The sequence below is a fragment of the Streptomyces mesophilus genome, from assembly GCF_011044995.1.
GTDB classification, from domain to species: Bacteria; Actinomycetota; Actinomycetes; order Streptomycetales; family Streptomycetaceae; genus Streptomyces; species Streptomyces mesophilus.
Window position 1 is genome coordinate 1 of record NZ_JAAKZW010000089.1, and the last position, 21140, is coordinate 21140.

The 21140-nt window shown below is 70.2% G+C and carries 18 protein-coding genes; 12 read left to right on the plus strand and 6 right to left on the minus strand.

Annotated features, from left to right (window positions below):
* Nucleotides 1–194: 194 nt before the first annotated feature.
* From G6045_RS20990 to G6045_RS21000, 3 genes are all read left to right on the plus strand, one after another.
* On the plus strand, nucleotides 195–788 hold the full coding sequence (locus G6045_RS20990; protein WP_165333575.1) for a TetR/AcrR family transcriptional regulator: 594 nt from the start codon (nucleotides 195–197) through the stop codon (nucleotides 786–788).
* On the plus strand, nucleotides 785–1336 hold the full coding sequence (locus G6045_RS20995) for a hypothetical protein (protein ID WP_165333576.1): 552 nt from the start codon (nucleotides 785–787) through the stop codon (nucleotides 1334–1336). The genes G6045_RS20990 and G6045_RS20995 overlap by 4 nt, the downstream gene beginning before the upstream one ends.
* Before the next feature lie 83 nt (nucleotides 1337–1419).
* The gene (locus G6045_RS21000) at nucleotides 1420–2145 is read left to right on the plus strand and encodes a vWA domain-containing protein (protein ID WP_165333577.1); all 726 of its coding nucleotides are present in this window, start codon (nucleotides 1420–1422) and stop codon (nucleotides 2143–2145) included.
* 56 nt (nucleotides 2146–2201) lie between these two features.
* Here the strand turns inward: G6045_RS21000 and G6045_RS21005 are convergent, their stop codons facing one another.
* The 3 genes from G6045_RS21005 to G6045_RS21015 all read right to left on the minus strand — a co-directional run bounded on the left by G6045_RS21005 (nucleotide 2202) and on the right by G6045_RS21015 (nucleotide 6750).
* Nucleotides 2202–3827, minus strand: coding sequence for a tannase/feruloyl esterase family alpha/beta hydrolase (locus G6045_RS21005; protein WP_235968120.1), 1626 nt, complete (start codon nucleotides 3825–3827; stop codon nucleotides 2202–2204).
* A 101-nt stretch (nucleotides 3828–3928) separates the two neighbouring features.
* On the minus strand, nucleotides 3929–5401 hold the full coding sequence (locus G6045_RS21010) for an AMP-binding protein (protein ID WP_165333578.1): 1473 nt from the start codon (nucleotides 5399–5401) through the stop codon (nucleotides 3929–3931).
* A complete protein-coding gene (locus G6045_RS21015) occupies nucleotides 5398–6750 on the minus strand; it encodes an MFS transporter (protein WP_235968122.1) in 1353 nt (450 codons plus the stop codon). The genes G6045_RS21010 and G6045_RS21015 overlap by 4 nt, the downstream gene beginning before the upstream one ends.
* A 167-nt stretch (nucleotides 6751–6917) precedes the next feature.
* Here G6045_RS21015 and G6045_RS21020 point away from each other — a divergent pair, with 167 nt between their 5' ends.
* The 4 genes from G6045_RS21020 to G6045_RS21035 all read left to right on the plus strand — a co-directional run bounded on the left by G6045_RS21020 (nucleotide 6918) and on the right by G6045_RS21035 (nucleotide 11203).
* A complete protein-coding gene (locus G6045_RS21020; protein WP_165333579.1) occupies nucleotides 6918–8768 on the plus strand; it encodes a helix-turn-helix domain-containing protein in 1851 nt (616 codons plus the stop codon).
* Nucleotides 8769–8928: 160 nt separating this feature from the next.
* Complete coding sequence (locus G6045_RS21025; protein WP_165333580.1) at nucleotides 8929–9237, plus strand: hypothetical protein; 309 nt, start codon at nucleotides 8929–8931, stop codon at nucleotides 9235–9237.
* Between the two features lie 159 nt (nucleotides 9238–9396).
* Nucleotides 9397–10500 (plus strand): glycoside hydrolase family 18 protein, encoded by a 1104-nt coding sequence (locus G6045_RS21030; protein WP_165333581.1) that lies wholly within the window; start codon nucleotides 9397–9399, stop codon nucleotides 10498–10500.
* Nucleotides 10501–10687: 187 nt separating this feature from the next.
* Nucleotides 10688–11203, plus strand: a complete 516-nt coding sequence (locus G6045_RS21035; protein ID WP_235968124.1) for a MarR family winged helix-turn-helix transcriptional regulator — start codon at nucleotides 10688–10690, stop codon at nucleotides 11201–11203.
* On the opposite strand, the gene G6045_RS21040 is transcribed toward G6045_RS21035, so the two are convergent.
* Nucleotides 11190–12719 carry an SDR family oxidoreductase gene (locus G6045_RS21040; protein ID WP_165333582.1) on the minus strand — a complete coding sequence of 510 codons (1530 nt, stop codon included), beginning with the start codon at nucleotides 12717–12719 and terminating at the stop codon, nucleotides 11190–11192. The two genes, G6045_RS21035 and G6045_RS21040, sit on opposite strands and share 14 nt — an antisense overlap.
* 243 nt (nucleotides 12720–12962) lie before the next feature.
* Between G6045_RS21040 and G6045_RS21045 the strand changes: the two genes are divergently transcribed.
* Both G6045_RS21045 and G6045_RS21050 read left to right on the plus strand, forming a co-directional pair.
* On the plus strand, nucleotides 12963–15053 hold the full coding sequence (locus G6045_RS21045; RefSeq protein WP_165333583.1) for an MMPL family transporter: 2091 nt from the start codon (nucleotides 12963–12965) through the stop codon (nucleotides 15051–15053).
* A gap of 344 nt (nucleotides 15054–15397) precedes the next feature.
* Nucleotides 15398–15940 carry a hypothetical protein gene (locus G6045_RS21050; protein ID WP_165333584.1) on the plus strand — a complete coding sequence of 181 codons (543 nt, stop codon included), beginning with the start codon at nucleotides 15398–15400 and terminating at the stop codon, nucleotides 15938–15940.
* A gap of 69 nt (nucleotides 15941–16009) precedes the next feature.
* Here G6045_RS21050 and G6045_RS21055 read toward each other — a convergent pair whose 3' ends face one another.
* Together G6045_RS21055 and G6045_RS21060 are read right to left on the minus strand one after the other, a co-directional pair.
* Nucleotides 16010–17452 carry a cryptochrome/photolyase family protein gene (locus tag G6045_RS21055; protein WP_165333585.1) on the minus strand — a complete coding sequence of 481 codons (1443 nt, stop codon included), beginning with the start codon at nucleotides 17450–17452 and terminating at the stop codon, nucleotides 16010–16012.
* Nucleotides 17453–17748: 296 nt separating this feature from the next.
* The gene (locus tag G6045_RS21060; RefSeq protein WP_165333586.1) at nucleotides 17749–18813 is read right to left on the minus strand and encodes a MerR family transcriptional regulator; all 1065 of its coding nucleotides are present in this window, start codon (nucleotides 18811–18813) and stop codon (nucleotides 17749–17751) included.
* 264 nt (nucleotides 18814–19077) lie between these two features.
* On the opposite strand from G6045_RS21060, the gene G6045_RS21065 reads away from it, so the two are divergent.
* The 3 genes from G6045_RS21065 to G6045_RS21075 all read left to right on the plus strand — a co-directional run bounded on the left by G6045_RS21065 (nucleotide 19078) and on the right by G6045_RS21075 (nucleotide 21121).
* On the plus strand, nucleotides 19078–19668 hold the full coding sequence (locus G6045_RS21065) for a sigma-70 family RNA polymerase sigma factor (protein WP_408056349.1): 591 nt from the start codon (nucleotides 19078–19080) through the stop codon (nucleotides 19666–19668).
* A gap of 122 nt (nucleotides 19669–19790) precedes the next feature.
* Nucleotides 19791–20381, plus strand: coding sequence for a sigma-70 family RNA polymerase sigma factor (locus tag G6045_RS21070; protein WP_165333588.1), 591 nt, complete (start codon nucleotides 19791–19793; stop codon nucleotides 20379–20381).
* Nucleotides 20378–21121: an anti-sigma factor gene (locus G6045_RS21075; protein ID WP_165333589.1), complete on the plus strand. Its 744-nt coding sequence runs from the start codon at nucleotides 20378–20380 to the stop codon at nucleotides 21119–21121. The genes G6045_RS21070 and G6045_RS21075 overlap by 4 nt, the downstream gene beginning before the upstream one ends.
* The last annotated feature ends 19 nt before the right edge of the window (nucleotides 21122–21140 follow it).

The following is a 21140-nucleotide window of genomic DNA, read 5'->3' on the forward strand; positions in this document are numbered from 1 at the left end:
ATGGAGCGGGGCTTGGCGGGCTGCGGGAAGCGGGCGATCTGCTGGTGGTTGATCCGCAGGGACTTGCGCTGGTTTCGCATCTGACTCCTTGGCGGGTATCCGCGATCACGGCAACTGATGTACTCTGTTTGCAGTGGTTAGAACGTAGTACTGCATCCGCAGTGGTGTCAATGAGTTTCCGGAAGGAACAGCCGATGCGCCAGAACGCGGCCCGCCGCACAGCCCTCCTCGATGCGGCCATCGAGGTCCTCGCCCACGAGGGTTCGCGCGGGCTGACCCTGCGCGCGGTCGACACCGCAGCGCAGGTGCCCAAGGGCACGGCCACCAACTACTTCGCTCACCGCGCCGAGTTGCTGGCCCAGGTCATGACCCGTATCCAGGAGCGGCTGACGCCCGACGAGTCCCAACTCGCGGACACGATGCGCGAGAAGCCGTCGGCCGACTTGGTCGCGACGCTCCTCAAGCAGTTGCTGGGGCGGATGCGCGCCGACCGCAGCAGCTGGCTGGCCCTCATGGAGCTGCGTCTGGAGGCGACCCGGCGCCCCGAACTGCACGCGGAACTCACCCGGTTCTTCACGGCGCAGCTCGACGCCAACGTCGGCTTTCACCTGGACGCCGGCCTGCCCGGCGACCGCGTGAGCGTCGTCCTGCTCTACCTCGCGATGCTCGGCCTCATCGTGGACGACCTCACCGTCCCGGACCTGCTGGCGCCGTACCCTCTCGAGGACCTGATCGAGGCGATGGTGGCCCGCATCCTGCCCCCGTCCGACCAGGGAGGAGAGCGATGACCTTGCGTTCCGATGTGGCCGAGTTGCTGGCGGAGTCCGCCATCGTCGACGTGGATGTCGAGCTCGCCGTGGCGGACGGGCACGTCCGATCGGCCGCGTACCAACGCGTCGTCCTGGTGACCGCTGCCTCGCAGAGCCGCGAACGGGACCGCGCGATCGTGGCCACGATCCTGCGCGACCCCGACGAGATGGCCTCCAAGACGGCGGTGGTCGCCCTCGTGGACCGCGTCGCGATGAAGGCGACCGGTCCTGCCGCGTTCCGGCAGTGGTCGGCCGGACTGCTGCCGGAGCTCGACCGGTTGAGGACGGAGGCGTTCCGCGAGTTCATCCGCCGCCGTGTCGACGACTGGCTCTTCCGTCTGTCCATCGAGGAGGGGCATGTGCCGACACCAGGGGAGTTGGCGCAGGTCACGTACTGGATGCAGCGCGATCTCGCCGAGAATTCGACCTGCCCGGCGGTACTCGCCCTGCTCGCCGAGTCGGGCAGGGCGAAGAAGATCAGAAACATCGCGAAGAATCGAGCCGGAAGCCGCCGGCTGAGAACGTGATGAGCACCATCCAGCCCGCAGGTGCACAGGCGTGTGCCGTAACCTCGCCATCCGTAGCGAACGGCGAGCCAGGGGGCGGCAATATGGCGGCGATCAGTCTGCGCAAGGTGGAGGAGACGGCTCCGGCGCTGGTCAGTCTCTACAAGAGTGCCGGGGTGTCCCTGACCAAGCACGGGCTCGACGGTCAACGGGCCGCCGTCTACCTGGTGGTGGACTACTCCGGCTCGATGAAGCCGTACTACAAGAACGGCAGTGTGCAGGCGCTCGCCGACCGCGTGCTCGGGCTTTCGGCGCATTTCGACGACGACGGCCAGGTGCCCACCGTCTTCTTCTCCACCGACATCGACGCGGTCGAGACCATCGAACTGGCAGGCCACCAGGGCCGGATCGAGCAGATCGTGTCGGGGCTCGGGCATATGGGCAAGACCAGCTACCACCTCGCGATGGACGCGGTCATCGACCACTACCTGGACAGCGGCACCACGGCCCCCGCCCTGGTGGTCTTCCAGACGGACGGCGGCCCGATCAACAAGCTCGCCGCCGAACGCTATGTGTGCAAGGCGGCGAAGCTGCCGCTGTTCTGGCAGTTCATCGGCTTCGGCGACCCGCACAGCAAGCAGTTCGACTTCCTGCGCAAACTCGACGAACTCGCCGTTCCCCACAAGCGTGTTGTCGACAACGCGGGGTTCTTCCACGCCGGCCATGACCCGCTCACCGTGCCGGACGACGTGCTCTACGACCAGCTCGTGCAGGAGTTCCCGCGCTGGTTGGATGCCGCACGCGCGCACGGCATCCATCCTGGCGTGTAAGGCAACCCCGGTGTGATCCCGGAAGGCAACCCCGGTGTGATCCCCAGCAGATGGTGTCAACGGGAGCAGGTGAAGCTTCCCGCGCTGTCGGGGTCGCCCGACTGGTACTTCGGCCACAGGGGGTACGTGCACAGAGGGCGGGCCCTGCCGTCGCGTGCGTCGGTGACGACCGGAGCGTTCGGGGCCCGGTTCTGTTCGGACCACTGCTCGAGCGCGGTGACCGAGTCCCAGGCGGCGGCGAATGCCGGGGTGCCGAAGTTCGCGTGGTTGGCGCCGGGGACCAGGTAGTAGCGCGAGAACTCCTTCGTTCCCCGCTCCCCCATCGTGGCGGTCACGCGCTCGTAGTAGTCGTTCGTCGAGCGGTGGGAGACGAGCTCGTCGGCGGCGCCGTGCAGCAGCAGGAGCTTGCCGCCGGACCGCGAGAACGCGCGCAGATCCGCGTGGTTGAGGTCCTGGAGCTCGGACAGCCGGCTGATCCGGTCGAGCCACTCGCCCGGCCGCTCAGGGTCGAGGGCCAGTGAGTCGTGGCCGGGGTTCCGCGTCAGGAAGTACCTCACCCATTGGTCCCAGTACTGCATGCCGTATCCGCTCGTCAGCGGCATGGGCGTGGAGGGCGCCGTCGTTCCGAAGCCGAGGAGCGGTGTTCTCATGTCGGCGCCGGAGAGGAACGGGAAGCCGGGGTAGCCCTGTTCGCCGCTGGCGACCTTGTACGGCCACTTCCACGGCGAGGAGATGGTCCTCACCGAGGCGATCTGCCGGTCCGAGAGGCAGGAAGGTCCGCTGTCGCCGCCGTCGGGACAGCGCAGCTGCTCCGGCGCGAAGCGGCAGGCCTCCGGGTTCGAGACGACCTTGTCCGTCAGCCCGTCGAGGCCGTCGCAGGCCTGGATGACACGGTCGTAGAGCAGGGTCTGCTTCTCGGGGCCGGGGAACGCGCCCGGCTGCGCCAACTGCCGCGTGGCGTGGCCCAGATAGAGGGCTTCGGCGAGGTTGTTCCATGCCGGATACGCGGAGATCACGCCGTCGAAGGCGTCTGGCCAGCGCTGGACCACTGCCAGGGCCTCGCGTCCGCCGGTCGAGCCGCCCGCGAAGTACACCTGGGCGGGCTGGGCCCGGTATCCCTGCCGGATCAGGAACTGGGCGGCGTCGTGGGTCTTCTTGAGCGCGTCGCCGGCGGCGAAGTTCCGCAGCGCCTCGTCGTTCACCGCGAAGGAGCCGTCAAGGGACGCGATGGGGTGCTTGGTGGGATCCGCCTGGTGTCCGGAGTCGCTCGCGTACATCGCGTATCCGCGCGCCAGGGGGACGGGACGGTCCTGCGGTCCGAAGGGAACGTTCGCCCGGAGGTCGGGGACGGTGCCGTTGAAGCCGCCGCCGCCGAACATCATCGATCTGCCGTTCCAGTCCCGAGGCAGGGCGAGCCGCATCCCGATGGCGGGTGCGGAGCGGTCCACGGGGAAGAGGGACGCGTCGATACGGCAGTACGTGACGCTCCGGCCGCCGACCGTCTCCGTCACCTGCGACGCCGAAGTGACCCGGCCGCCGTTGGTGGGGAGCGAGATGACGGCCGCGGGCACGGCCGTCCCCGCGAGGGCCTCGCACCGTATGCCGGCGGCCTCGGCCGGCCGCACACTCATCGAAGAGGCGAGGAGTGCGGTGGCGGCGGCGAGGATCCCTCCGATACGCAAGGTGCGTCTTCCCAAAGTTCTGGGGTTCACAGCCGTGTTCCTCCCGTCGTCGGTTGGTCTATGCGTCATCGGCTGGTCGCTGTCCACTGAACTGGCTCCGTTCATCGGGCGAGCTCGGTGACGCGCTGGGCGCGCAGTTCGGAACGGCGGACCTTGCCCGCCGCGTCGCGCAAGGAGTCATGGACCAGTTCGACCGTCTTCGGCAGCTTGTGGCGGGACAGCCGGCCGTCGAGGAAGGCGCGGATCTCGTCCGCGGTGACGCCGGCCCGCTCGGGTGTGTGGACGATCGCGTGCAGCCGGTTGCCGGTGTCCGCGTCGGGCAGACCGATCACGACCGCGGTCAGGACGTGTTCGTGCTCGACCAGTGCGGCCTCGATCTCCGCCGGGTACACATTGACGCCGCCCACGGTGATCATGTCCGACCGTCGGTCGAGCAGATACAGATAGCCGTCGGCGTCGAACCGCCCGATGTCCCCGAGCGAGGACCAGCCGTCACGCGCGGTGGGTTCGGCGCCGATGTAGCGGTAGGTGGCGTCCGTCCCCGGGGTCACCCGCATGTAGATCTCGCCGGAAACACCGGGACCGGTGATCTCGGCGCCGTCGAGGTCGAGCAGTTTCATCTCGCCCCAGGTCACCTGCCCCACCGAGCCGACATGCCGGAGCCATTCGTCGCCGCGCAGGGTGCACCCGGCCTCGGCCTCCGTGCCCCCGTACAACTCCCAGATCCGCTCCGGACCGAGCCATTCGATCCACTTCCGCTTCAGCCAGACCGGGCAGGGTTCGGCGCAGTGCCAGACCGACCGCAGGGAAGCGAGCGCGTACTGGAGGCGCACCTCGTCCGGGAGCGCCATGATGCGGCGCATCATCGTGGGGACGAGATACACCCAGTCCACGTCGTACGCGTCGATCGCGGCCAGCGTCCGCTCGGCGTCGAACCGGGTCAGCAACGTGACCGTGCCGCCGAGGAAAAGGGTCGAAAGGGCCGTGACGAACGGGGCGTTGTGATGCAGCGGCGCGGTGATCAGCGCCTGCTGCCGCGGTGCGATCCCCCACATGCCCGTATCAAAGCCGGACGTGACCGCCGGCCGGCCGGACAGGATGATCTTCGGGCGGCCGGTCGATCCGCCCGAGGTCGGGGCCTTCCACGAGGGCGCGAGGGGCGCGTCCAGGTCATGGTCGGGCTGCCCGGCCGCCAGGTCGTCGACGGTCGCGTGGCCCTGTCGCACGCGGCCCTGCTCGGTGACCACCACGGCGGGGTCGCCGAGTTCGAGGATCGCGTCGAGTTCCGCCGGCTTCATCCTCGGGGACAGGACCTGCGGGGTGGCACCGGCCTTGTAGCAGGCGAACACGGCCAGGATCAGGTCGGTCGAGTTGGGCAGCAGCAGGGCCACGATCCGGCCGGTGGCCGCTCCGGCGTCCAGCAGACCCCGGGCGACACGGTTGCTCCCGCGGTGCAGCTCCGCCCAGGTCAGCACGTCGGCGTCGGCCCGTACCGCCACGGTGTCGCCGAGCTCGGCTGCGTACGCCCCGGGGATCTCGGCCAGCGGGAATCCTTCCTCGGTCTGGAACGTCACGGCTGTACCTCCGGGTTGCGCTCGGGGACGGGGGCCGCGGCCGGGGCGGACTTGGCGTCCTCGTGCCGCAGCGCGCGGTGCAGGGCCAGCGCGAGGGCGCCGCCGATGAGGGACGCGATGATCACGATGGAGAAGCCGGAGGCCGGGTCACCGGAGTCGGCCTCGGCCAGGCCGAACAGGTACGGCCCCACGAATCCGCCGGTCAGCCCGACGGTGTTGATGAAGGCCAGGCCGGCGGCGGCCACGATGCCCGACATACGGGCCATGGCGACGGACCAGAAGATCGGCAGCGTGCCGAAGATGATCGCGGACATGATGCCGATCAGCACGATGCGCACGGTGGGCGACGACACCGCGAGGAACACCGCGGCGATCGCGGCGGGTGCCACGGCCAGGACGCCGATCGTGAGCGACTCGCGCGGGAGGCGCCGGAAGAGCGCCGGCATCACCAGCACACCGATCGTGCCCCCGATGCCGGTCACTCCGCTGAGCAGTCCGATCAGGAACGATCCGCTCACGTCCAACGACTCGATGATCGAGGGCACGTTGAACGTCACGCCGTTCATCGTGACCTGGTTGAGGAAGTAGATGACCCCGATGAGCAGGATGAACGGCCGTCCGAACGCCTGGCCCAGATTGCCCTTGAGGCTGTGCCCGGCGCGGGGATCGGCTCCCTGGTCCGCCTGCTCGCTCAGCGCCGCCGCCTCGTCCGCTCGCAACCAGCGGGCGTCGGAGGGCACTTCGGGCAGGAAGGCGAGCACCACCAGGCCGATGACCATCGTGACCAGGCCCTCGATCAGGAACATCCACTGCCAGCCGTGGAATCCGGCCAGGTCGTCGAGTTCCATCAGCGCACCGCCGAGCGGTCCGCCCAGGAGCAGGCCGAGCGTGGGCGCGAGGTAGATGAACCCGATCGCGGTGGCGCGGTCCTTCTGCGCGAACCACCGGGTCATCATGAACATCATCGCCGGGTAGAGGCCTGCCTCGGCCGCGCCGAGCGCCATCCGCCCGATGTAGAAGGTGATGTCGTTCGCGATGAACATCATCAGCGCCGTGACCGCGCCCCAGCTCAGCGCGATGCGCGCGATCCAGCGCCGCGGACCGACCCGGTACATGATCAGGTTGCTGGGGACCTCGAAGAGCGCGTACGTCAGGAAGAACAGCCCGGCGCCGAGGCCGAACGCGGCCACGCTGATGCCGACGTCCGCCTGCAGATGGGTCTTCGCGAGCGCGATGTTCGTGCGGTCGACGTACGACATGAAGTAGGCGAGGCACAGCAGAGGCAGCAGCCGCAGCATCGCCTTGCGGGTCGCGACGGCGTACAGGCCACCGTCGGCAGGAATCGACATCCTTGTCACTCCCAGGGGTCGGGCACGGAGACCGCATCGCGCGGCACGGCCGTGTGTCGTGGGGCGAGGTTAGGGCCGCGCGCGCCGCCCATAGGATGGAAAGGAAATCCACTGATGGCGACATCCGGGTGGAAGTATTGACCACCTGATTCCTGGCGGGGGTATCGATGGCACGCGCAGACTCCGGGCGCACGGGGACGGGCTCCGGCCGCACCAATGGCGATGTCGGCGGCGAGGGCGATGTCGGCGGCGAGGGCGAGGGCGAGCTGCCCGCTTACCGGCTACGGCGCGAGCGGGAGCTCAACAGCCTGTACACGACGGCCCGTTCACTCACCGCGCTCGGTGAGGTCGACGAGGTGCTGCGGTCGATCGTGCGGCACGCCCATGAGCTGATCGGCAGCGACTTCGCCTATCTGTCGCTGCTCGACGAGGAGGGACGCCTCGTGGTCCGGGCGTCCGCCGGAACGATCTCGCCCGAGTTCTCATCCGCCCGGCTGCCACCGGGATTCGGTCTGGGCGGGCGCGTGATCGAGTCGAAGGCGCCGTTCTGGGTGAGCAACTACCGCGAGGCACAAGCCCTCCCCCACGACCCCGCCTTCGACCTCCTGGTCCCCCGCGAAGGGCTCATGGCGCTGCTCGGCGTACCGCTCCTGGTGGGCGACGAGGCGATCGGCGCCCTCTTCGCCGCCGACCGCAGCGAGCGTCCCTTCGAGAAGGACGAGGTGGCGCTCTTCAGCGCCTTCGCCAGCCACGCCGCGGTCGCCCTCAACAACGCCCGGCTGTACGAGCAGACCCGCAGCTCCTTGCAGCGCCTCACGGACGCGTATCGCACCATCGAGGACCAGGTCGCCACGATGGAACGGGCCGCGTCCGTGCACGAAGCCCTGACGCACGTGGTGCTGACCGGCGGCGGTCCCGGCGACATCGCGCAACTCCTCGTCGAGCATCTGCAAGGCACCGTGACCGTTCAGGACCGGGACGACATCGTGCTCGCGACCCGCTCCCCTGAAGGGCAACGGGCGGACTCGGAAGGGGACTTGGCCAGGTCGCTGCGCGAGGAGGCACGCGGCACCGGGCGCTGCGCCACGGTACGGGGCGAGGACGGCACCTTTCGCAGCGTGGTGGCCGTACGCGCCGGCGGAAGCCACTTCGGCTTCCTCTCCCTGGCCCGCCGAAGTCCACCGGAGCCGGCGGACGTCCGCATGCTGGAGCGCTCCGCGCAGATCATGGGGCTGCTCATCCTCATGCGCGACGCCCGGGTCGAAGCGGAGGAACGGGTCCGCGGCGAGCTCCTCATGGAGTTGATGTCCCCCGCTCCCCTGCACCCTGCGCAGCGCGACCGGGCGCTCGCCCGTGGCGTCGACGTCGACCACCTCGACACCCTCGTCGTGGCCGACTGTCCGGAGAGATCCGCGAGCGACATCGTCCGGCACCTCAAACCCCTGTCGGCCAGGTGGTCGGGGCTCGCGGGCGAATACCTCGGGCGCGCGACCATGCTCCTTCGCGCCGACGACGCGGACGCCGCCGCCCACGCCCTGCACCAGGAGCTGGGCCGCACGCTCGGTGCGCCGAGCCTCGTCGTCGCCGACCGGATCGTGGGTCAGGAACGTGCCCGTTCGTTCACGCTGACGCAGCGCTGCATCAAGGTGCTGCGGGCCCTGGGCGAACAGGACCGGGGGGCCGCCACCCAGCGGTACGGGATGTACGCGCTCGTCTTCGACCCCGACCGCACGGACGATCTGCACCGGTTCCTCGAGGACGAGCTCGGCACGCTCCTCGCGTACGACCGGCGGCGGTCCACCGACCTCGTGACCACGGCGGCCGCCTACTTCGCCCACTCCGGGAACCTGAGCCGGTCGGCCCGCGCCCTGCACGTGCACCTCAACACCCTGCTCAAGCGCCTGGACCGGATCGGGGTCCTGCTCGGCGAGGACTGGCGCTCCCCAGACGCGGCGCTGCGCCTCCACTTGGCGCTGCGCCTGCACGAGTTGCGGGCTGCGGTCGGTGGGGCGGGCTGAGCAGGATCAACCGGACGGTGACGGGGCCCGCCACCACCGGGCGTAGGAATTCCCAGCCCGGCAAGCGTGCGCAGGCGATTGCCGGGTGCCGGGGGCGGTGGTTGTTTGGGTCCTGAGCGTGTTCCGGCCCGGGGCGCGACGGCATGAGGGGGAGGCCCCCATGAGCCAGAAATTCGTCCAGATCATCGAATTCGAGACCCAAAAGATCGACGAGCTGCGCAAACTGCTCGAGCGCTTCGAGCAGAAGATGCAGGGCAAGTCCGGCGGCCCCACACACCGCATCCTGCTCCAGGACCGGGACAAGTCGGGACGCTACCTCGCGATCATCGAGTTCGAGTCGCACGAAGCCGCCATGCGCAACAACGATCGCCCCGAGGTCGCCAAACTCAACGAACAGCTCACGGCGCTGTGCACACGGGGACCGTCCTTCACCAACTGCGACCTGAAGGATTCGCGCGAGCTGAAGTGAACTGAACCGGAGTGAACTGATCCGGAGCGAAGGAGCGGGGAGCAGGGAACAGGTAGCGGGGGGAGCAGGGAGCGCACGCGCCATCTTGTCGGGTTGGTACGGACCTGCCATGCTGCCCGCGCCGTCTGGTCGCTCGCTCCCTCTCCTCCGGAGGTTCGTATGCGCCGTCGCTCCTTGCTCGTCCGCCACAGACTCCTCGCCGTCCTCGGCCTGCTCGTCGCGCTCCTGATCCCGACCGCGCCATCGAGTGCTGCCGCGGCCGGCACGCCGCCCCAGGTCTACGGGGCCTGGCACTGCGGTGACGACTTCTGTACGTGGGGACGGGTGCGCTCCGTCGCCGAGTTCGACTCGATGAACCACTGGCTCATCGACCGGGGCGACGGACGCCCCTCCGTGAACGTCGTCGTGCTCAGCTTCGTCGAACCGCAGAAACTGCTGCGTCTCACCGACGACGCCACGACCGTGGACGGTGTCCCCAAGGGGATGACCCCCGAGATCGTGCAGTACTTCACCTCGCGCGGCGTGCGGGTGATGCTGTCCATCGGCGGGATCACGTACACCGATGAGTGGGATGCCGCACTCTCCGAGAACGCCACCCAACTCGGGCTCAACGCGGCCGCGTTGGCGAGCCGCCTCGGTGTCGGCATCGAGATCGACTACGAGCAGAACACCGACCCGAACCTCACCGCCCTCCAGGCCTTCATCGACGCCTACCGCTCGGTGCACCCGTACGACGCGAGCGGCAGCAGGCCCGCAGCGCGACTCACCATCGACGTGGCGGCCGGCGACCGGTGGCTGATCGCGGTCAACCGCAAGGCGACTGCCGACTGGCTGCGCACGGACACGCCCGTGCTCGACTACGCCAACGCGATGGTGCCGGCGCGCCAGCCCTCGGCGAGTGCGGCGACCGCCAGCTGGCAGGAACACGTCGACGGCAAGCCGCAGTTCGCGCCGCCGGTGCCGCCGCTGGCGCCGGCCAAGTTCACGGGCGGCCTGTACGTCGCGTACGGACGTTCACCGCTGCCCGAGTGCACGAACTTCGCGGGGTCGCTGCAGAGCGCGACGGGTTCGTACGTGCAGAACGTGGCGCCCAACGGGGCGGGGTCCACACCGGGCATGCTCGGCTACATGTTCTGGGCGGCCGAGAAACCGTCCACCCGCGGGCTCGGCACCCAGCCGCCGAACACCTGCGAAGGCGGGGTGGGCGCGGGGGCGACGGCCTACTCGGTTCCGGTCCCGATGCCACCGCTACGGCAAGGGTGAAGCTCACCTGACACCTGACACCTGACGCCGGGGCGGGCGACTCCCTTCGGTGGGCCGTCCGCCCTGGCCACACCCCTGCCACCGCTAAGGTGGGCGGGTGGTGAGTGCAAAGGATTCGGTACGCGGCAGCGGGCGGACGCCGTCCGCGCCGACGGACGCGGACCTGCACCCGTCGGCGGACACGGACCTGCACGCACCGGGGGACGCGGACCTGCACCGCTCTGCGGACGCGGACCTCCGCGCCTTGGCGGTGCAGCTGCGCCGTATGAACGGCGAGATCAACCGGGTGGTCCACGGGTTCGCCGCCACGCAAGGGCTGCACGCGACCGACGTACAAGCACTCGCCGCGATCCTCGACGCGGAGGAACCCCTCACTCCGGGCCGGTTGCGCGAGCACCTGGGCCTCACCTCGGGTGCGGTCACCGCCTGTCTCGACCGGCTCGAGCGGGCCGGACACGTCCGGCGCTCCCGCGACAGCGCCGATCGCCGGGTCGTCCACCTGCACTACGTGAACGACGCCCAACGCACGGCTCGCGCCTTCTTCCGCCCCCTGGCCGCCGCCGCGACCGAAGCACGCACCGGCTTCACCGATGCCGAACTGACCGTCGTCGTACGCTTCCTCACCACCCTCAACGCCGAACTGGCCACCGCCCGCAACCAGGCTCCCGGCGAGACGGCCCGTACGGGGCTCAAGGGCCCTTAGCCTCCCGCGAGTTCACAGGCGCCTGCTCCTGCGCCGCCGCACGCGTGATGTTGCGGGCCATGCCTCCGAAGACCACCGCGTGGAAGGGTGCGACACTCCACCAGTACGCATGTCCCAGCAGGCCCCGAGGGTGGAAGAGGGCGCGCTGGCGGTAGCGGGTGTGGCCCTGGGCGTCCTGGTCCACGTACATCTCGAGCCAGGCGAGGCCGGGCAGTCGCATTTCGGCGCGCAGGCGGAGCAGGCGGCCGGGGTCGATCTCCTCGACGCGCCAGAAGTCGAGGGAGTCGCCCACCCGCAGGTGGTGCGCGTCGCGTCGGCCGCGGCGCAGTCCCACGCCGCCGACCAGCCGGTCGAGCCAGCCGCGCACCGCCCAGGCGAGCGGGAAGGAGTACCAGCCGTTGTCGCCGCCCACTCCCTCGATGACGCGCCACAGGGCGTTCGGGGCGACGTCCACGCCGCGTTCACGGCAGTCCGTGTAGAGGCTGCCGCCCGCCCAGTCGGGGTCGGTGGGCAGGGGGTCGCTCGGGGCGCCGGGGACCGCGGCGGAGGACCAACGGGTGGCGACCTGGGCGTCCTGGATCTTCTGCAGCGCCAGTTCGACGGCCACAGCGAAGGGCATGGGGCGCCCCGGGAGATCGGGCACGTAGGCGGCGATGTCGTGTTCGTGGCAGACGACTTCGTGGCGCAGCGACTCCGTGAGCGGTCGCGCGATCGAGCGCGGGACCGGGGTGACGAGCCCGACCCAGTGACTGGACAGGCGTGGGGTCAGTACGGGCACGGGCACGATCAGGCGCGGCGGCAGGCCGGCGATCTCCGCGTACTGGCGCATCATGTCCACGTACGTGACGACGTCGGGTCCGCCGACGTCGAAGGTGCGGTGGACCTCGTCCGGCAGATCGGCGCAGCCGACGAGGTAGCGGAGCACGTCGCGTACGGCGATGGGCTGGATCCGGGTCCGCACCCACTTCGGTGTGATCATGGCCGGCAGGCGCTCGGTGAGATAGCGCAGCATCTCGAACGATGCGGATCCGGAGCCGACGATGACCGCGGCCCGCAGCACCGCGGTCGGCACGCCGGACGCGAGCAGGATCCTGCCGACTTCCGCCCGGGACCGCAGATGGGGTGAGAGTTCCGCCTCCGGGACGCCCGCCGGGGTGAGTCCGCCGAGGTAGACGATCCGGCGCACGCCCGCGGCCCGCGCCTGTTCGCCGAAGATCCGGGCCGCCTCCCGGTCGGTCTCCTCGAAGCCGCGCCCCGTTCCGAGCGCATGCACCAGGTAGTACGCGGTGTCGATGCCGCGCATCGCCTCGGCCACGTCGGACGCGTCGGTCACGTCGCCGCGTACGACCTCCACGCGGCCTGCCCACGGGTGGTCGCGCAGCTTGCGCGGGGTCCGGGCGAGGCAGCGCACCTGGTGCCCGGCGTCGAGCAGTTCGGGCACCAGGCGACCGCCGATGTATCCCGTGGCGCCGGTGACCAGGCAGTGCCGGCCCGACGAGGTGTCTGCGGTGTTCACGTGCTCCTCCGCGTGCTCCGCCCGGCGGGGCGTCTCCCGTTCGGGCTCCTCTTGATCCTTCTGGTGCCCCAGGGTTCTTGGATGCGGGCGAGATCACGGGAGGACACACCGCATCCGAACGCGACAGTCGGGCCGTATACACGGTTGTCGCGCGGAGCACCCTGGCTTCAACCCGCCCGCACGAGAATGTTTCAATCATTGAGATTGTTTTTCATCGAGCTTTCTCGATTCGAGAGGATCTTCATGTTCAGCGGAGCACGGCTCGCACGCTGGCTGGTTCCCGTCGTCCTCCTGATCGCCTGGCTGGGCATCGGCGGCACGCTCGGGCCGTACGCGGGCAAGCTGGGGGACGTCGCCACCAACGATCAGGCCGCCTTCCTGCCACGGAACGCCGAGTCCACTCAAGTCCTGGACGCCCAGCGTCAGTTCCGTCAGGAGGAGACGCTCCCCGCGATCGTCGTGTGGACCGGCGGGGAGGCAGGCCAGAAGCTCGGGAAGGCGCAGCTCACGGCGGCCACCGAGGCGCTCGCCTCGCTCAAGGGCGCGGACGGCACGGTCGGGAGCCCCTCCCCCGCGGTGCTGTCCGAGGACGGCGAAGCCATGCAGGGCATCGTCCAACTGCGGCCGGACCTCGGGGAGAAACTGCCGGATGTGCTCGCCCGGGTGGACTCCGCCGCGGCGAAGGTGTCCGGCACGCAGGCGCAGATCGCGGGTCCGGCGGCGAGTCAGGCCGACCTGTCGGACGCGTTCGCCGGCATCGACGGTCTGCTGCTTGCCGCTGCCCTCGTCACCGTGCTGCTGATCCTGCTGCTCGTCTACCGCAGTCTGCTGCTGCCGCTCGTGATCATCCTCGGCGCGGTGTTCGCCCTGGGACTCGCCTGCGCGATCGTCTACGTGCTCGCCGACCACGACGTCGTACGGGTCGACGGCCAGGTGCAGGGCATCCTCTCGATCCTCGTCATCGGCGCCGCGACCGACTACGCGTTGCTGCTCACGGCACGATTCCGCGAGGAGTTGCCCGTAACCGGTGACCGTATGCAGGCGATGCGGTCGGCGCTGAGGCGGTCGTTCGGGCCGATCGTCGCGAGCGGAGCCACCGTGGCGCTCGGACTGCTCGCACTGCTGCTCAGCGATCTCACCAACAACCGGGCTCTCGGGCCCGTCGGCGCCATCGGCATCGTGTGCGCCGTGCTCAGCACCCTCACGTTCCTGCCCGCCGTCCTCGTGCTGCTCGGTCGCGCCGCGTACTGGCCGGCGAAGCCCAAGTCCGCGCGGGAGTCGGCAGGTCACGGGGTGTGGACGAGGATCGCGGACCTGGTGGACCGGGCGCCGCGCAAGGTCTGGGCGGGCACGCTCGCGGCCCTGCTGATCTGCGCCGGCTTCGCCCCGATGCTCACCTCCAAGGGCGTGCCTCTGGACGAGGTGTTCGTCAACGAGACCTCCTCCGTGGCCGCTCAGGAGACGCTCGGCCGGCACTTTCCCGGCGGCTCGGGCAACCCGGCCGTGGTGATCGCCGACGCCGACCGGCTGGAGCCCGTGCTTGCCGCGATCGAGGACACCGACGGTGTCTCGTCGGCCGCCCCGGCGAGCGCCTCCGGCAGGCCGGGCGGCGCCAAGCCCCTCGTCGTGGACGGGCGCGTGCGCATCGACGCGACGCTGCGCGCTGCCGCGGACAGCGATGACGCCAAGGACACCGTCGGCAGGCTGCGCACCGCTGTGCACGCGGTCCCCGGCGCCGATGCGCTGGTCGGCGGGTACACGGCCCAGCAGTACGACACCCAGCGCACCGCGCAGGACGACCGCACGGTCATCGTCCCGGTGGTCCTTGCGATCATCCTTGTGATCCTCGTCGGGCTGCTCCGCTCGCTGGCCATGCCCCTGCTGCTCGTCGCGACCGTCGCGCTCAACTTCCTTGCCACACTGGGTGTTTCCGCCCTCGTCTTCGAGCACGTCCTCGGCTTCGGCGGCACCGATCCGTCCGTACCGCTGTACGGCTTCGTCTTCCTGGTGGCGCTCGGCGTGGACTACAACATCTTCCTGATGTCCCGGGTCAGGGAGGAGTCCCTGCGCCACGGCGTCCGCGAAGGGGTGCTCCGCGGACTCACGGCGACCGGAGGCGTGATCTCCTCGGCGGGTGTGGTGCTCGCCGCCACGTTCGCCGCGCTTGCGGTGATCCCGCTGTCGTTCCTGGTGCAGATCGCGTTCATCGTCACGTTCGGCGTGCTCCTGGACACCTTGGTCGTACGGTCGCTCCTCGTCCCGGCGTTGGTACGCGACATCGGCCGCCCGGCGTGGTGGCCGGGGGCCCTCAGTCGCACACCCGGCGGCCCATAGAAGCTGTGCCATACCCCTGGTTCCCCCCTCGGGGGAACGAAGCGGCCAACACCCTCGGCTGCCGCCCTATCCGGGCCTCCCACGCTCGTGTCCGTCCGGGAGTCCGCCCGTTGTTGAGGTGGGTGAGGCCGTGCCCGACCGGTGCGCGTCCGGTGGCTTCGTCGACCGAGCGGCTCTCGTTCGCTGTCGCGGAACAAGTAGGGCGTATGGGTGACTTCACCGCCGTGACCAGGGATTTGCTGTCGTATGTCCGGTAGACAAGTCGTCGTTCCGGCCGCCTCCACGGGATGCGCCAGGACTGTCTGTTTGCCACGTCCTATCGAAGGGCTTTGTTCATGCGCCGTATGCGACGCCTCCTGGTTCCCGCGGTCATCGCCGCCGCGGGTGCCGCACTCCTGCCCGCCGGCCCGGCCGGTGCCAGGGTTGCCGCGGAGGGCGGCTCCATCACCTGCCAAGGCGGCAGCCTCAGCGCGGACTTCAAGCCCGGCGTCACCTTCAGGAGGGGGACAACGCAGATCCAAGCGAGGGGGGACCTGAACGGCTGCTCCTCGCCGGAGTACCCGAAGATCACCAGCGGCACCTTCCGCTTCGTCGGGTCCGGGACCGGCGCCTGCCCGGGCCCCTTCGCGATCGGCTACGGCAAGCTGCAGATCACCTGGAACGACGGAAGCACCTCCCTCCTCCCGCAGATGTCCATGCTCGCTGAGGCGTTCACTGTCTCCGTGGACCGCGGCGCCGTCTCCGAAGGCCTCTTCAAGGGTCAGACCGGACGCCTGAGTGGCCGTGCCACCACCGCCCCAATTGACATGGGCTCCCAGTGCATTACGTCCGAGGGCCTCACCCGCTATGAGGCGGAACTCGACAGCGTGGCAATCGGCTCGATCTGACAGCACCCTCACCACGGCGGGGCTCACCAACCGGAGAGCCCCACCTGGAGCTTGTGCACGCGACGCTCGTCACGGAACTTCACAGATCGCCGGTTCTGAACAGCTTCTTGGCCCCAGGGCTGGGCGTGGCGCGTCGTCACGCCCGGCCCGGGCTCGCTTGAACCGGGCCAATCCGTCCGCCAGATCCACGATGGGGTCGGGGTAGTCGTCGATCGCGGCGCGTTCGAGTCCTTGGAGCTTCCACGGCTCGTGCACGAACGGGGCCGCGACGTCCGCCAGTTCCGGCACCCAGCGGCGCGTATAGACGCCGTCCGGGTCGTAGCGCTTGGCCTGGGTCACCGGGTTGAGCACGCGGTTGGGGCGCGAGTCGGTGCCGGTTCCGGCCATCCACTGCCAGTTGAGCTGGTTGTTGGCCACGTCCCCGTCGACAAGGAGCGAGAGGAAGTACTCGGCTCCGACGCGCCAGTCCACGTACAGGGTCTTGGTGAGGAAGCTCGCGGTGAGCAGGCGGCCGCGGTTGTGCATCCAGCCTTCGTGCCGCAGCTGCCGCATGGCCGCGTCGATGACGGGATATCCGGTACGGCCTTCCTGCCAGGCTTCGAAGTCCCGACGGGCCGATACCGAGGTGCGCCAACGGTCGTGCTGGGAGCGGTAGTTCCGCTTGGCCGCGTCGGGGCGGGCGGCGAGGACCTGCCGGTGGAAGTCGCGCCAGGCCAGCTGCCGTACGAAGGCCTCGGCGCCCGCTCCGCCTTTGCGCAGCGCCCGCTGGACGCATTCGACCGGGGACAGCGTGCCGAAGTGCAGGTGCGGCGAGAGCCGCGACGTACGGTCACCGCCGAGGTCGTCATGGCCGTCCTCGTACTCCCCCAGACCGCTGCGCAGCCACGCGCTGAGCTGCTCGCGGGCCGGCCACTCGCCGCCGGCCGCGAGCGCGGGTGAGACACCGGTGATGTAGCCGCGTACAGGCAGGGGCTCCGAGCCGACGCCTTCGGGCACCCGTACCGTGCGCGGAGCCGACAGCGGGGTGCGCATCGGCTGCTGCGCCCAATGCCGGTGGTACGGGGTGAAGACCGCGAAGTGGTCCGATGAGGCCGGGGTCACCGTGCCGGGGGCCACCACGGTGTTGACGGTGTCGTGCACGGTCAGGCGGCACCCCAACGTCTGGAGCAGGGCGCCCAGTTGCTCCTCCCTGCGCCGGGCATGCGCACTGTGGTCGGCCGCCAGGTGCACCTCCTGCGCGCCGGTTTCGGTCACCACCTTGCCCACCTCGTCCGCGAGGTTCCCCGACCGCAGCACCAGCCGGCCGCCTCGCTCGCGCAGCCCCGCATCCAGGTCGGCCAGGCAGTCCGCCAGGAACGCCAGCCGGTTGGGCGCGGCGAATCCGGCCGCGTCCACGGCACGGTCGCGTACGAACAGCGGCACCACTTCGCGCGACCGTTCCAGGGCGGTGTGCAGCGGCGGGTGGTCGTGCAGGCGGAGGTCGCAGGTGAACAGGACGACCGACACGGTCATGAGCGCGATCCTTCAGGAGAGCTTCGGGGCGGGTGGCCGCCAGTCGGTGACGAGGGGCGAAGCGGTCACACCCACCCTTTCCCCGTGCGGGAGACGTACGGATGCACCCTGGTGTGGCCTGAATTGGTGCATCCGCGGTCCCATCGAGCCGCGAATCCTCCGCGGGGCGGCCCTCCGGAACCGGAGCCGGCCCTCCACAAGACGGAGCAACCCTGCGAAGACCACGACCACTCCCCCATCCCGGCCGTCGGTCATGCGTCCGCGGGAGTGACGCATGACCGACGGCCGACGGGGTGTCACCCGTCGGCGGGAAGGGGCCCGGGCGGGGCCCCGGACGACTGCGTCACCGCACGGAACAGCGATTCGAGCACCGCGAGCCCCGACGCCAGACCCGTGAGGCGACCTGCTCCCTGTTCGTGCACCGCACTCCTCCAGCCCGTCCCGGCCAGGAGGACCAAGGGGTGGCTGCGGGCGCCGCGGACACCCCACTCCAGGGAAAGCAGCGCCCGGACCACGGAAAGATCGGCGGTCTGCCGGGTCTGCGACCAGAGCACCACCGCGCACGGACCGATGCGCCGCACGGCCGATTCCAGCGCTTCCACCGGGACCCCGGCTCCGAAAATGCGGGTGGGCAGACCGCGTTCCACGAGCGCGGCCCACAGCGCCTCGATCGCCAGGCAGTGCTGCTCCTCGGGCATACAGGCCAGCAGGACCGGCGGCAGCAAGGGCTCGTGCTCCGGCGCTCTGACGGCCGACCGCAGCGTCGTGGAGACATGCCAGGACAGCAGATGTTCGACGTCCACGTAACACTCGCTGGAAGTGGCCCACTTGCGGCCGACCGCGTGCAGCGTCGGGGCGATGATCTGCTCCCAGGCGACGACCACACCGTAGGTGTCGACCGCCGCACGCAGCCGGGCCTGCACCGCACCCGCGTCGAGACGGACCGCCGCCCGTCCGAGTCCGCGGCTCTCGGGCCAGACCTGGCCGAGCGGCAGCTCGCCGTACTCGCCTGATGCCGAGCCCGGGCCGAGGGGCTGCTGCGCAGCCTCCGACTCCCTGATGCTCGGCGTGGAAGGTGACCCGGCCAGCGCGAGGCGGGCGGCTTCGGCCGGTGCGACGCCCTGCGCGGTCAGGCGGCACATGGCCTCGATCCTGGCGACATCGGCCGGCTGCCAGCGCCGGTGGCGGCCCTCCTCACGGCTGCTTGGACCGATGCCGTACCGCCGCTCCCAGGTGCGCAGGGTGGTGGCGGCGACGCCGAGCCTGCGGGCCAGAGCCCCGGTGGTCAGAGCGGCGTCGGCGAGCCCGGACGATTCCTCGGGCAGGTCCCTGCTGTCCTGGCCGTCCGGCTCACTCGGCATCTGCTGCTCCTCACCTCGGTGTCACACCCCGCACCCGTACTTCCTTGTTTCGCCTGCATACGGAGGCACGCGCGGGTCGCCTGCATACGGAGGCAACGCGGGCCGCACCGTCGCCGCGGCCGACTGCCAGTGTTCCAGCGGCGCGTTCCCTCCGCCGCCCGAAACGATGCACAAACGACGCGTGTTGTGCGCTGCTTCCGCCTCGGATGAACCTCGCTTCAGGCAAACGGTGCACTGCCCGGCGTACCTGTCAAAGGAGGGGTCGTGATGACCACGACAGCCGAGACCGCAGTCGACGCAGCCGACCAGGCGCAGGAGACGTTCGAGGCTGCGTTCGCGCAGGGCGACGACACGGTCTTCCGCCGGCTGTACGACGAGTGGGGAACGCTGGTGCACACGGTGGCGCGGCGCGCACTCGGCGACGAGTTCGAAGCGCAGGACGTCACCCAGCAGGTCTTCGTCGCCGCCTGGCGGGGCCGCGCCGGCTTCCGGCCCGAGCGCGGCAACGCACGCTCCTGGCTCCTCGGCATCACCCGCCACAAGATCGCCGACGCGCTTGCGGCACGCACCCGCAGGACCAAGCTGGTCGCGGCCGCCTCGCAGTCAACTCCTCACGAGCTCGTCACCCTGCCGGACGGGCTCCTCGCGCAGCAGGCCGTGGACCGCATCGTGATCCAGCACGAGCTCGACCGCCTGTCCGCCGAGCAGCGGAAGGTTCTCCGACTGGCCTACTACGCGGACCTCACCCAGACACAGATCGCCCAGCGCACCGGACTTCCGCTCGGCACCGTCAAGAGCCATGTGCGGCGGGGACTGCACCTGCTGCGCGACAACCTCGCACACAGTCTGCGCTGACGCTGACCGGGGCTTTCTGCCTCGAAGTCTTCTGCCTCGAGACCAATCCGCCACCAGGGGTCGCATCGAATCACTCGTGGCGTGTGACTTCACCACATGCGCACAGGCGATGAGGGAGATCCGTGAGGGCAACAGAGAGCAGCGACGCCGGCACCCGCCCCTCCCGGGGCGTGGATCTTGCCGCGGCGCTGGCCGCGGTGGCACGGGGGGACCAGGAGCAGTTCACGCAGGTCTATGACCAGGTCAGTGCTCCCGTGCTCGGTCTGGTACGCAGCGTGCTGCGCGATCCGGCCCAGTCGGAGGAGGTCGCCCAGGAGGTCCTCGTCGAGGTGTGGCGGACCGCCGCGCGGTTCCGTCCGGACAAGGGCAGTGCCATGACCTGGGTGATGACCCTGGCGCACCGGCGTGCGGTCGACCGGGTCCGCTCCGTCGAGGCGACCGCGGCGCGCGAGCACAAAGCCGCGCTCCTCGATCAGACCCCCGCGTACGACCAGGTCACCGAGCAGGTCGAAAGCCGCCTGGAACAGCAGCGTGTGCGCCGCTGCCTGGGAGCGCTCACGTCGTTGCAGCGCGAAGCGGTCACCCTCGCCTACTACCGCGGGCTGACCTATCGCGAGGTCGCCCAGCTCCTCACCCTCCCGCTGGGCACGGTCAAGACCCGCCTGCGCGACGGACTGATCCGACTGCGCGACTGCCTGGGGGTGACCGCGTGACCGCCGCGGACCTCCACACCTCCACCGGTGCCTACGTGCTGCACGCGCTGGCCCCTGCCGAACGTGTCGAGTTCGAGCGCCACCTGGCCGCCTGCGAGGCCTGCACTCAGGAAGTCGCGGAGCTGGCGGCCACCACCGCCCGCCTCGGGCTGGCCGTCGCCGCGCCCGCGCCCCCACGCATGCGGGAGCACGTGCTGCAGCGCATCCAGACCGTGCGGCAGGAACCGCCCGAGGTGCCTTCGCGCGGTCGTCTGCAGACCTGGGCCCGCGCGCTTCCCCGGTTGTCCCTTGCGGCATGTCTGGCCGCTGCCGCGGCGTTCGGCGGGATCGCCGTGTGGCAGCACGAGTCGGCCGAGGACGCCCGGTCGCAGGCCCGCCAGGCACAGCAGCGGGCGGACGAGCTGGCGGCGGTACTGGCCGCGCCGGACGCCGAAGTGGCGGCCGGTGAACTCGGCGACGGGGCACGCGGCACCGTCATCGTCTCGCGCGCACAGGACCGCGCGGCCTTCGTCGCCGCAGGCCTCCCGGAGCTGCCCGACGGCAAGGTGTACCAACTCTGGTTCAACGACGGGGACATCATGCGCCCGGCCGGGGTGTTCCGCGGGTCGGGCGCCGAGCGGGTCGTCCTGCTCGACGGCCGCATCGACGGGGCGAGCGGCATGGGCCTCACGGTGGAACCGGCGGGCGGCTCACCCCGGCCCACGACGGAGCCGCTGGGCGTGATGGCGTTCCCTGCCTAGGGCGGTGAAAGACGAAGGA

What these genes read in the sequence shown, in the direction of transcription:
- G6045_RS20990 (WP_165333575.1), top strand. Translation starts at nt 195, where the DNA reads ATGCGCCAGAACGCGGCCCGCCGCACAGCCCTCCTCGATGCGGCCATC.
- G6045_RS20995 (WP_165333576.1), top strand. Translation starts at nt 785, where the DNA reads ATGACCTTGCGTTCCGATGTGGCCGAGTTGCTGGCGGAGTCCGCCATC.
- G6045_RS21000 (WP_165333577.1), top strand. Translation starts at nt 1,420, where the DNA reads ATGGCGGCGATCAGTCTGCGCAAGGTGGAGGAGACGGCTCCGGCGCTG.
- G6045_RS21015 (WP_235968122.1), bottom strand. Translation starts at nt 6,750, where the DNA reads ATGTCGATTCCTGCCGACGGTGGCCTGTACGCCGTCGCGACCCGCAAG.
- G6045_RS21020 (WP_165333579.1), top strand. Translation starts at nt 6,918, where the DNA reads ATGGCACGCGCAGACTCCGGGCGCACGGGGACGGGCTCCGGCCGCACC.
- G6045_RS21025 (WP_165333580.1), top strand. Translation starts at nt 8,929, where the DNA reads ATGAGCCAGAAATTCGTCCAGATCATCGAATTCGAGACCCAAAAGATC.
- G6045_RS21030 (WP_165333581.1), top strand. Translation starts at nt 9,397, where the DNA reads ATGCGCCGTCGCTCCTTGCTCGTCCGCCACAGACTCCTCGCCGTCCTC.
- G6045_RS21045 (WP_165333583.1), top strand. Translation starts at nt 12,963, where the DNA reads ATGTTCAGCGGAGCACGGCTCGCACGCTGGCTGGTTCCCGTCGTCCTC.
- G6045_RS21050 (WP_165333584.1), top strand. Translation starts at nt 15,398, where the DNA reads ATGCGACGCCTCCTGGTTCCCGCGGTCATCGCCGCCGCGGGTGCCGCA.
- G6045_RS21055 (WP_165333585.1), bottom strand. Translation starts at nt 17,452, where the DNA reads ATGACCGTGTCGGTCGTCCTGTTCACCTGCGACCTCCGCCTGCACGAC.
- G6045_RS21060 (WP_165333586.1), bottom strand. Translation starts at nt 18,813, where the DNA reads ATGCCGAGTGAGCCGGACGGCCAGGACAGCAGGGACCTGCCCGAGGAA.